At 43.1% G+C, this 10763-nt stretch carries 9 protein-coding genes; 6 read left to right on the plus strand and 3 right to left on the minus strand.

Features of this window, described 5'->3' with window-relative positions:
• Positions 1 to 240 precede the first annotated feature (240 nt).
• The 3 genes from V6C93_RS08395 to V6C93_RS08405 all read left to right on the plus strand — a co-directional run bounded on the left by V6C93_RS08395 (position 241) and on the right by V6C93_RS08405 (position 2543).
• Positions 241 to 708 (plus strand): NAD(P)H-quinone oxidoreductase subunit N, encoded by a 468-nt coding sequence (locus V6C93_RS08395; protein WP_333476197.1) that lies wholly within the window; start codon positions 241 to 243, stop codon positions 706 to 708.
• 200 nt (positions 709 to 908) lie between these two features.
• Positions 909 to 1514 carry a VWA domain-containing protein gene (locus V6C93_RS08400; RefSeq protein WP_333476198.1) on the plus strand — a complete coding sequence of 202 codons (606 nt, stop codon included), beginning with the start codon at positions 909 to 911 and terminating at the stop codon, positions 1512 to 1514.
• 543 nt (positions 1515 to 2057) lie between these two features.
• The gene (locus V6C93_RS08405) at positions 2058 to 2543 is read left to right on the plus strand and encodes a salt stress protein, Slr1339 family (protein ID WP_333476199.1); all 486 of its coding nucleotides are present in this window, start codon (positions 2058 to 2060) and stop codon (positions 2541 to 2543) included.
• A gap of 224 nt (positions 2544 to 2767) precedes the next feature.
• On the opposite strand, the gene V6C93_RS08410 is transcribed toward V6C93_RS08405, so the two are convergent.
• Positions 2768 to 3121: an AraC family transcriptional regulator gene (locus V6C93_RS08410; protein ID WP_333476200.1), complete on the minus strand. Its 354-nt coding sequence runs from the start codon at positions 3119 to 3121 to the stop codon at positions 2768 to 2770.
• Between the two features lie 367 nt (positions 3122 to 3488).
• On the opposite strand from V6C93_RS08410, the gene V6C93_RS08415 reads away from it, so the two are divergent.
• The gene (locus V6C93_RS08415; protein ID WP_333476201.1) at positions 3489 to 4625 is read left to right on the plus strand and encodes a helix-turn-helix transcriptional regulator; all 1137 of its coding nucleotides are present in this window, start codon (positions 3489 to 3491) and stop codon (positions 4623 to 4625) included.
• Between the two features lie 286 nt (positions 4626 to 4911).
• Here the strand turns inward: V6C93_RS08415 and V6C93_RS08420 are convergent, their stop codons facing one another.
• Together V6C93_RS08420 and V6C93_RS08425 are read right to left on the minus strand one after the other, a co-directional pair.
• Positions 4912 to 5130 carry a hypothetical protein gene (locus tag V6C93_RS08420; protein WP_333476202.1) on the minus strand — a complete coding sequence of 73 codons (219 nt, stop codon included), beginning with the start codon at positions 5128 to 5130 and terminating at the stop codon, positions 4912 to 4914.
• A 476-nt stretch (positions 5131 to 5606) separates the two neighbouring features.
• A complete protein-coding gene (locus V6C93_RS08425) occupies positions 5607 to 8888 on the minus strand; it encodes a DUF4157 domain-containing protein (RefSeq protein ID WP_333476203.1) in 3282 nt (1093 codons plus the stop codon).
• Between the two features lie 787 nt (positions 8889 to 9675).
• Between V6C93_RS08425 and V6C93_RS08430 the strand changes: the two genes are divergently transcribed.
• Both V6C93_RS08430 and V6C93_RS08435 read left to right on the plus strand, forming a co-directional pair.
• Positions 9676 to 10278, plus strand: a complete 603-nt coding sequence (locus V6C93_RS08430; protein WP_333476204.1) for a VWA domain-containing protein — start codon at positions 9676 to 9678, stop codon at positions 10276 to 10278.
• A gap of 21 nt (positions 10279 to 10299) precedes the next feature.
• A partial coding sequence (locus tag V6C93_RS08435) for a VWA domain-containing protein (RefSeq protein ID WP_349262654.1) occupies positions 10300 to 10763 on the plus strand: 464 nt, incomplete at its 3' end.

The following is a 10763-nucleotide window of genomic DNA, read 5'->3' on the forward strand; positions in this document are numbered from 1 at the left end:
TGTAAAGATATTCTGGTCTTGAACCTGCGGTTCAAAGCACAGCGGTTATCCCGACCTGAGTTGCTTCGGAGCAACTGTCAATTTGGCCACAATCGTATACTATAAATTATTTTTCTACATATGTCTAGTTATTCTTTATGCTTTTTCGTGACCTGCTCCCTCTCAAGGAGATAAGACCATCATCTATAATAAATCCCTAACGCCCATTAATAAAACTTAAGGAACAATAAGGAGGTAGAGATGGCACTGCTAACAACCGGCAGCTCATTCATCCGCAAATTGGAACAATCGGGTTCACTAGCCGTGTACGTACCCTTAGAGGGAGGATTTGAGGGGCGTTATCGACGGCGGTTGCGGGCAGCAGGTTATACGAGCTTGTGCATCACGGCTAGGGGGTTAGGTGACCTATCTGCCTACCTTACTGGCATTCACGGTGTGCGTCCGCCTCATTTGGGTAAGAAAGATATTCGAGTTTATTATCTGCCGCCTATATTGAGCTACCAACTCGAACATCTGTCTCCAAAGTCAAAAGGGTTGGTGCTGTGGATGATTGAGGGTCATATCCTGTCGAGTCAGGAAGTTGAATATTTAACCACTTTAGCCAAGCAGGAGCCACGAGTTAAAGTGGTTGTGGAAATGGGAGGCGATCGCTCTTTCCGTTGGAAGCCGCTTCAAGATGCCTTATCGGAAATAGTCTTAGCGGGTTAGCTCAAACGCCAAAAGCTACATATTCCCAAAACAATCCTGGAGGAAGCGTTAGCGAAGACGGACTAACCAGTAGCAGTACATAGCTGGCTTTTATCAGCCCAAACGTTGCCAAAGCCGCCCTCATACTCCCCTAATAACGTAGCTCAGATTACGGCTTTTGATACCCTTGAAACATACTGAGCAGATTGGGGGAGATTTTCATGCTAGAACAGCGTGACTATACGTTAATCATCGATAAAAGCGGCAGTATGGCGATTCGAGACCAGTTAGGCAATAAAAGCCGCTGGGAGACTATGCAAGAGTCCACTCTCGCCTTAGCCAGTAAATGCGAAGAACTAGACCCAGACGGCATCACGGTTTACTTGTTTTCCGGTCGCTTCAGACGCTACGACAATGTGACCACGAACAAAGTTACACAAGTTTTTAAAGAAAATGAACCGTCAGGTCGTACAGATTTAGCGAGTGTCCTGCAAGATGCCATCAGCCAATACTTCCAACGCAAGGCCGCTGGTCAGACCAAGCTAAACGGAGAGACAATTCTAGTTGTCACTGATGGTGAGCCAGATGACCGCAAAGCTGTAATGAAGGTCATTATAGAAGCCTCCCGGCGGATGGATCGGGATGAAGAGTTAGCGATTTCCTTCATTCAAGTTGGCACAGATGCTCAGGCCACCAAGTTTCTTAAAATCTTAGATGATGAACTACAAAGTGCTGGTGCTAAGTTTGACATCGTAGACACCGTAACGATGGACGACATGGAGGACATGACCCTCACAGAAGTGTTACTTAATGCCATTACGGATTAGGTAGGCATAGTAGTGACCTCCTCTAGTAACGAGTACCCCCTCTAGGGCGTGTTTTCAAACTCTAAATTTACCTGTGTCTTGCGAAGAAGATCCCCCCATCCCCCCTTAAAAAGGGAGGAGAATCAACTCAAAGTCCCCTTTTTTAAGGGGGATTTAGGGGGATCTCCGGGTTTGAAGACACGCCCTAGTCTGATCAACAACCAGTTTCAACACTATACGGCTAGTCAAACGCAGCCAAAGAGAGAGAAAATAATAGTAGTTGCGGATGGGGAGTCCCAGGAGCAAATGGGCGTACCAATCTATTCATCGACACTTCTCAGGGGGTGGAGCGAGATGAAGAACTACCTATATCTTCAATTCAATTAGGGTCTAATCTAAAACTTAACAGTTCCTTAAGTGTTGAGTAATTAACCAAAGGAAATTAGGGGGTAGTTTGGTGCTGTAGATACAGTTACCTTTGATGAAATACAGGATATAGCCCAGACTGAAGTATTGCTCAATACTCTTGTGATTAAAATTGTTTTCTAAGTGGGGGTCAAACTCATGGAATCAATCGATGATTTATTGGCTCAAGTCAAAGCTGAGTATCAAGAAAAAGAGTCAGGGTTAAAGCCCGAGAAACAGACACTTTTTCAGGAGGAAGATTTTAAATCTCCACCTCCCGTTTCTTCGACTTATCAATCCCAATTGACTTCAAGTAAGTTTCTCACTCCAGCTGAGGAAAATTTATTAGCTGATGTTCGGGCTGAGTTTGAGGAAAAAGAACGATCTGAGGAACTTAAAAGACAACAGCAAGTTAGAGAAGAACAGTTTCGCAAAGAGCAACAACTTAGAGAACAACAACTTAGGGAAGAGCAGAAGCGTCAAAGACAACGAGAGGCACTTACTCAAGAAGCAACAGAGTGGTTAAAGAAATTAAACCCTCGTTCAGAAGAGGGCAGGTGGTTTGAAGATTTTTCTTACTCCTATCCCTCCAAGCTAGAGGCAGCAATTGATTATTTGTCAGCCTTGCGAGAAACTCATGGGTAAAAGTTACTTCTTGAGATGTAAGGTAGTGAACATAAGACAGACTCAATGCGTAAAAAAAACTGGGAACGGAAAAATATGGAATTTACAAAAACTGAGTTAACTAAATAATTATTGTTAGCAAATATTACGGATACGAGTGCTAAAGTAACTGTTATTTTACCCTAACAGGGCTAAATACTCCCGTTAAATGTCTTGTACATTTTTGCGATTTTTGCACATTCTTGCTATGAATTGAGCAAGGTCTTGGGTGTTACTCCAGTGATGCGTTTGAAGTGCCGATTCAGATGACTTTGGTGGGTAAAGCCACAGGTTTGTGCAACCTCAGCAATACTCATTTTTCCTTGCATCAATAATTGCTTTGCCCGTTCTACTCGCTGTTGAATCACATATTGGTAAGGACTGATACCAGTAGATTGTTTAAAAGCATGACAGAAATAGTAGGGACTGAGTTGCGCGATCGCTGCCAGTTCGCTCAAACTCAATTTTTGCTCTAGATAATCGTCGATATACTCTTTAACAAACCTCAATCTGTATTGAGGGATTTGCCCCTTGCAAGCTACAGTTATGTTTTCTTGCATTGAATAAGAAACCTCCTAAAAAAGCCAATTCTTACTACATACTTTTGATACTTATTAGCCTTGCTTTAAGCATTTATGTAAGCAGTTTAATATCGCAATAAATGTACGGCAATTTCATCTTTTATTGGCTATACCGTTGTATAGCGATAAATCAATTGGATTGATAGAAGTGAAATCAAACTGAAGCGAAGCTATCGCGTAAGCGAATCACATCGACTTTTCTTATTAACGGAATATCATTCTAAAATTGGGAAAACAATACGACGATCTGCGTACAGGATTATGACAAATTCGTAATAAAAGTTTCTTTGGGGATTCAACCCGCAACAGAATCGGCATAAATCCAATAGGTAGAGGCGGAAGGACCATGACGACATTGACACACAAGGATTTCCAAAAAATTTCAGAATTTCTTATAGAACTCTATAAACCTTGTTCTGTTAAAAATTTTCCAGGTCAGCTGCTCAGCATCATTCCGAAAATCGTTGCTTCAGAAATCACCATCTTTACTTACATGGACTCACTTATTGAAACAGATATCCGTGTTTTTACTCCTAATAATTCGCCTCATTACTTCACTTCTGTTGATATTGTTGACCAAGCTGTCCCACTCACGTCTGAGGAGTGTCGTCAACATCCTGTAGTTAGCTATTATTCAAAAACGTTGGATGGATGCGCTCATAAAGTTTCCGATTTCATGAATGAAGCGCAGCTTTATCAGTTGGAATACTACGGCAAATTCCTTCATCCTTTGGGGCAAGAAGATGAACTTTGTATGACCTTTCACACCAATTCAATAGCTCAAGTAAGCCAATTTAATTCCAGTCCAATCCATGTGGCAATTAGTGTGACCCGCGAGCAGCGCAGTTTTACAGAACGCGATCGCTTAATCCTAAATTTACTTCGTCCTCACGTCCTTCAAGCATACTTGAACGCTCAAATGTTTGCTCAGATGGAACAAACATTAGCACAATCTAATCAGGCATTGGAGCAAGCAGGGACAATCATTTTGTCGGGTGATGGAAAGGTGAAGCTCCTTACTCAGAGGGCTTGGAAGTTGCTACATTGTTATTTTTCTCTTCCCTCTCAAAGCCAGTTACCCGAGAAGTTGCAAGGTTGGATAAGATATCAAATATCAAAATTTGCTCAACAGGGAAATATCTCTTCTCAATGTTTGCCGTTACAGGTCGAGCAATCCGGAAGACGATTAACCATTCGCCTCATTCCCAACCCAGATAAAGAACAGTATTTATTGTTACTCGAAGAGCAACAATTTGAATCATTTTCAGCAGCTTCTCTAGAGTTAATTGGATTGACGAAACGAGAAGCAGAAGTCCTCTTTTGGACTGCGAAAGACAAAAGCAATGCAGAAATTGCTCAGCTTCTGGGTTGCAGTACTGGAACGGTCAGAAAACATTTGGAACATATTTACGAAAAACTTGGAGTTCAGACTCGTACCGCAGCCGTAATGCTTGCCTTAGAAAGGCTGGGACTAATCAAATGAAATACTGTATCGCATCTTGATGCCGCCTCTTCCACCTATACAGCTGTGGACACCCCAATTGTGCTATATAGGTTTGTTGGCTAGTCTTTGATTCAACTTTCTCCTTACTTGATCAATTACTTTTTCCAGTAAATAGCTTTGCCTGCGGTTTGCTGAAGTATTTGGGTCTTCACTTTATCCTTATTCAGGAAAGTAATCCATGTTTGGTTAGGCAGAGTTAGTTCGGTTATAAGTTTCTTTCGGAAGTTAGGTTCTGCCTCTTCTGATTCAATGCTCTCTCAAGAGGTTATGATAATCCGCTGCTTATATAATCGAAGTACACCCCCATTTTTAGAGGCTCGGGGTCTTTCTTCAACACCTGAGGTTGGAGTATTCCTAGAGTATCCAAGCTACCACCTGACAATAATTCCTCGTTGTGTTCGTCTAACTCCACAACGAACTCTTGTAATGGTGAAACGTCCAGGGTAGGGTGCGATGATTTTTGGATTGGAGATTTCCTAAACATCTTTCAGCTCCTTTGAGAAACGTCAGCTTTTACTGCATAGTTATAGTACCTATCACCCCTCGCTTTCACTTTTATGCAAGATACTCAAATTTTTTTGATGTACTCCGTATTGATATCCTCACCCTTGCAGTCTCTGCTTCCTAGCATCTAATTCTAGGCTATGCATCTTAAATAGGAATCCCGAAATAGTTAAGCCAACTTCCGGGATAACATCTAGGTTTTTTGAATCATAAATCTACAAATTTGGTAGATGCGATCATGCATGTGACGGTAGAAGTTGAGTTTCCTGGCTGTCAAGCCCACCGCTATAGTTTGGAAATGCCTCAACGTGAGTTGATAAGCTAACGCGCATCTAAATTTGATAATTTAGCGCCTGAAACTGTTTGCTGCCTTAGATTGCTCTCTAAAACTAGATGACGCACAGCTTATAACTATACGTCGGTATTTTTTACTAGAGAAGTTCTTCAGATAAGAATTTATCCACGGTTAAGACGGTGAGCTTCAGCTTCTGCACGTTGAAGAGCCACACCACCATAAGTCTCTAGCCACAAATCACCATTTTCTCCTAGTTCATTAATTCGCTTCCGAATCTCCTCACCCTGATTTTCTTTTGGCCTGTAGTGAGAGGTTCCGATAAAAGCTTTTCCTGAACTGATAAACTCTATTTCTACAGTATAAGCATATCTTTCCAGCCACGCTTTCCAAAAACCTAATTCAAACTTACGTGCCCATTCATCCAGAACTGGAACTGTAACATCACCAAGAAATTGACCGTCTACAACTAGAGATTGCCTTGTACGGTTAACTGGGTCAAAATTCATAGAAAAATCGGGATCTCGAATGTTTGCTTTACTCGACCATTCGTTAATAATTTTCAAGATTTCTTCTGACTGTGCGGTTACCGAATCCGCATATTTTGCACGCCATGTTTTAGGGTTTGCTCCGATAGGCTGCATTGAGCTTGTGCCTTTGGGCAAGACAGCACCTTCAACACCACGTACACCCGCTTTAGCCATGTCCTTAACTCCATCGACCATGAACTCTCCTGCGTTGATACTTTTCATCATTTTCGCCGCCTTGCTTCCTATACCTCCTGGAACAAAAGCTAAGGCTGCCTCCAGAAGAATTTCCTCAGCAAGTTGGTTAGATACCTCTTGTTCCTCCAAAGTCTTTTTGTGGTTTTCCCAAGCATCTGAATAAGCTGCTGCCAACTGTTCCATAACTCTAGTTGCCCTTAGATATGCCTGAGTAACGGTTCCCATACTTTCAGTACATAAATCCACAAATTCCTGTTTATCCATAGGAAAGATATGCTTCCACTTAGGTAGTAGAAGTTCGTAATCATAGAATATGATATTGGAATCTTCTGAAGAATGAGTAATTCCTCGACTATCATCACCGTAAAGTTCTTTGGCAACGGCTGCGTCACTATAGGGAGCTAACAATAGGATGCTTGGAGGTGAGTCATCCGATAGAGCAGGTAAAAGTTCAAACTGCATTTCATCAACAAATTCATGTTGATCTATAGGCAGGACACGCTTCCACTTAGGTACGAGGAGTTCATATTCATAGAGTATAATCCTGGGGCCTTCTGAAGAATGAGTAATTCCTCGACTATCATCACCATAAAGTTCTTTGGCAATGATTGCGTCACTATAGTCGTCTAGTAACAGGATGCTTGGAGGTGAGTCATCCGATAGAGCGGGTAGAAGCTCAAACTGCATTTCTGAGTCTGCTTCGTTAGTTTCTAACTGAAAATGAGATTTCCATTTAGGGAGTAATAATTTGTAATCAACTTCTATGATATTTTGGTCTTCTGGTGAATGACTGATTTCCTTACCGTCATCACCGTAAAGCTCTTTGGCAATGGCTGCGTCACTATAGGGAGCTAACAATAGGATTCTTGGAGGTAATTCGGGCAAGGGTTGAAATTGGACTTCAACGCCTAGTGTTTGATTTTCAGCATACGACTCATATTTTTGTAGCTCTAAATCTAAAATTTCTAAATTCTCTTTCGCATTATCGAGCAATCCATCAAAGTCATCATTCGGATCGAGGTGATCTATGATTTCACTTAGGGTAAATAATGCATCTGCTACATCTTCTTCCGTTTGGAGCGTAGTTGATAACAAAAATGCCATATAATCAGGTGTAAAAATTTTCTTTCCGAAAAAATCTCTATACTTAAAGTATTTACTACGCCACCGTTGTTCTTGCTTTAATAAACTCAAGCGCCAGTTCCCTTCAAACTTCTGGTATTCATCAAACTTATCGCTATTCACCAAGAGGGATAATCCCTCTATTCCTGCTTGTAGGTCTTTTTCAGACAAATTTCTGGCATCCTTGGTGATGAAGCTTGGTTGCATCAAATAATCAATTATTTTTTCGTATTCATCTAGAGGGTCATACCAAGTGCCGACATCGTTTAAATCCTGCCAGGGGCCATATAGAGGAGATTCTGCTTCCTGCGATCCAGTTTCTTCCGATTCAGATTTAGCAGTTTTCTTTTTTGGTGCGTAAACGTCTTGATACAGTTTATCGATATATTTCCAGGCATCCTCGTATATTTTCTTTTGCTCTGGATCAGACACGTGTCCGATTTGCATACCGCTCATTTCTGGATATGCCATCCAGAAAGCTTCATTGACGAGTTGTTTACGAGTTTTTTTGCCTTCGATAACCTCACTAGCTCCTAGCTTGAGTACACTATCTGCCAATGTCATGAGGAATACTTCACCAGGGTCGTTAGGGTAACGCCGTTGTACCCAGCCATCCTGACTATTGGCAATCGTAATGGGGTGAGTCTCTAGGTTGAAAAATTTAGCCTGAAGCTGCTCCCCCCCAGTTTGCTGTAACACATGAGTCATCTCATGAGCCGTCAAATTATCATTAGCAGGAGACTTCCCTTCCCCAAAGTAAATGTGGCTACCATGAGTAAATGCCTGAGCATTCAACTCCCGATTCATCTGCACCGCTTCGCTGTCGGTATGGACTCGAACCTGGCTGAAGTTAAAGCCAAAGCGCGGCTCCATGAACGATCGCACCTCATCCGATAACGGGCTACCTCCATCCTTGCTGTTATTGAGCCGACTCTCCAAATTGGGTTGAGATTGAGCTACACTATCAGCCGATCGCTGAATCTGCTCCTCTCCTTCACATCCCTCACACTTGGTCTGCACTGGCTCCTCATCCTCTGAAGCCTCGAAACGCTGTACCATCGGCGTAATTGTCTCTGCCAGTGGTTTCGTCTGAATTTCTGTCTGTTCTTCTTCCTCTGTCTGACGCTGAACATTGGAAGCTGCCGGAGAAGCCATACTGATCACCTGTTCCGCCACTCGATCAGCCTCTTGCTCGTACTGATCATTCGGTTGCCCAATGGCTAGCTTGGGCTGAATCGGTGCTGCTGTTGCTGTTGCAGGAGTTGCCTTACCCTTCCGAGTCAGGATTTCTAACAAGTTCGGCTGTGTTTTAGTCCTTTCCCGCCGCTGTACCCAAAAGCTATCCATCTTCGCTTGCAGCACACCCAGCCTTTCTTGCTCTGCGGGAGCGATCGTGTCGTACTTCTCTTTAAGCTGTAGCCTCGTTGCTTCAGACTTGTCGTGCTCGAATGTTTCATTCTCGATTTCCTCCTGTGTGGGAGGCATCCCCGATTCCTCTTGAGTCTGCTCAATAGGGAAAGGACGAGGTGCAAACTGAGACGTAGTCTGTGAAGTCTGAGTGTTCTGAGAGCTGGATTGGTGGATTCGGTGGAATGACATACGCGCACCTCATGATGGCTAGCAACTTTCAATAGTCTTCTAGGGCGATCAGCTTGAATTCACTCGCTAGGATGCTAGTTTGAGAGTATTTATACTGATTAGATAGCCTCTGAATTTATCGAATCCCTGAACATTTCTTAGCTTTTTTTATGTAGTTTTCGATTCCTTAGGCTGTATCTTATTGATCAGATTTTTTCCTGTAAGTTAGTTCAAGCTCATATTTTTCTTGCTTCCCAAGGAAATCAGACTTCTCTGGGTGTTTGCCTGTCACTATGGCAAACAGAGCATCACCTGTCTTGCACAGTCTTGTTGCTTTTGCACAAAGTTGCTATGACTTGAGAAAAATTCTGGGTTTTACTCCAATTAGATGTTTGAATTAGATGTTTGAAGTAACGAGTGGGATGACTTTGATGAATGAAACCACAAGCCCTTTTCAAAACACACAATATTTAGATGGCTAGGGTGTGTTTTCAAATCCAGAGTGCTCCGAAAGTTCCCTTTATTAAGGGGACTTTGACTGGATTCTCCCCCAATTCATCGGGGGGCTGGGGGGATTTTCTTCGCAACAGACGGGTAAATATAGAGTTTAAAAACACACCCTAGACCTTCACGGCGAAAGTTTTCCACCAGTCCCTCCTAGCAAAGTAGACTCCAGAAAGCCCAGGAAACAGGAAGGATTTTTTCGAGGTGGGTAGTTCTGCCAAGCTGGTCTAGGGAGTCGTATAGGCTTAAATTAGGAAACTGGAACAATCACGGGAGGTATATTCTCGCTATGGGAGGTTCTATTATGGAAGACCGTGACTACACATTAATCATCGACAAAAGCGGCAGTATGTCTACCCCAGATCAACCGGGTGGAAGAAGTCGTTGGGAAGTTGCTCAAGAATCGACCCTTGCACTGGCAAGAAAATGCGAACAGTTCGATCCAGATGGAATCACTGTTTACCTGTTTTCTGGTCGCTTTAAGCGTTACGACAATGTGACCGCCAACAAAGTCGCTCAGATTTTTCAAGAAAACGACCCGATGGGTACCACTGACCTTGCTGCTGTGCTGAAGAATGCTACTGACGATTACTTTCGACGCAAGGCATCTGGGCAAACAAAGGCTAATGGAGAAACTATTTTAGTGATAACCGATGGGGAGCCGGATGACCGCAAAGCTGTGATGCGGGTGATCATTGAAGCATCGCGCCATATGGAACGGGATGAAGAACTAGGGATTTCGCTAATTCAAGTGGGTAGCGATGCCACAGCCACTCGTTTCCTCAAAGCACTCGATGATGAACTCCAAGGTGCTGGTGCTAAGTTCGACATCGTGGATACAGTAACGCTGGATGACATGGAGAACATGACTCTGGCGGAAGTGTTGCTGAATGCCATCAACGATTAAGTTAGTCGCAGGAGACTTTATATTGTGCAAGACCGTGATTACACATTAATCATTGACAAAAGCGGCAGTATGTCCACTCCAGACCAAGCGGGTGGAAGAAGTCGCTGGGAGGCGGCACAGGAATCTACCCTAGCGTTGGCAAGAAAGTGTGAACAGTTCGATCCGGATGGAATTACTGTTTACCTGTTTTCCAGTCGGTTCAAACGCTACGATAATGTCAACTCAAATAAAGTCGCACAAATTTTCCAAGAAAATGACCCGGCTGGTACTACTAACCTAGCGGCTGTACTCAAGGATGCAACCGATCGCTACTTTCAGCGCAAAAGCGCAGGGCAAACGAAGCCAGGTGGAGAAACTATCCTAGTGATCACCGATGGAGAACCAGATGACCGCAAAGCCGTGATGGTAGCGATCGTTGATGCATCCCGGCAGATGGAACGGGATGAAGAACTGGGGATTTCCATGATTCAAGTCGGTAACGATCC

The sequence above is a fragment of the Allocoleopsis sp. genome (assembly GCF_036703385.1).
GTDB lineage: Bacteria > Cyanobacteriota > Cyanobacteriia > Cyanobacteriales > Coleofasciculaceae > Allocoleopsis.

Coding starts and splice junctions, on each gene's coding strand:
- V6C93_RS08420 (WP_333476202.1), bottom strand. CDS start 5,130: ATGTTTAGGAAATCTCCAATCCAAAAATCATCGCACCCTACCCTGGAC.
- V6C93_RS08395 (WP_333476197.1), top strand. CDS start 241: ATGGCACTGCTAACAACCGGCAGCTCATTCATCCGCAAATTGGAACAA.
- V6C93_RS08425 (WP_333476203.1), bottom strand. CDS start 8,888: ATGTCATTCCACCGAATCCACCAATCCAGCTCTCAGAACACTCAGACT.
- V6C93_RS08405 (WP_333476199.1), top strand. CDS start 2,058: ATGGAATCAATCGATGATTTATTGGCTCAAGTCAAAGCTGAGTATCAA.
- V6C93_RS08410 (WP_333476200.1), bottom strand. CDS start 3,121: ATGCAAGAAAACATAACTGTAGCTTGCAAGGGGCAAATCCCTCAATAC.
- V6C93_RS08415 (WP_333476201.1), top strand. CDS start 3,489: ATGACGACATTGACACACAAGGATTTCCAAAAAATTTCAGAATTTCTT.
- V6C93_RS08430 (WP_333476204.1), top strand. CDS start 9,676: ATGGAAGACCGTGACTACACATTAATCATCGACAAAAGCGGCAGTATG.
- V6C93_RS08400 (WP_333476198.1), top strand. CDS start 909: ATGCTAGAACAGCGTGACTATACGTTAATCATCGATAAAAGCGGCAGT.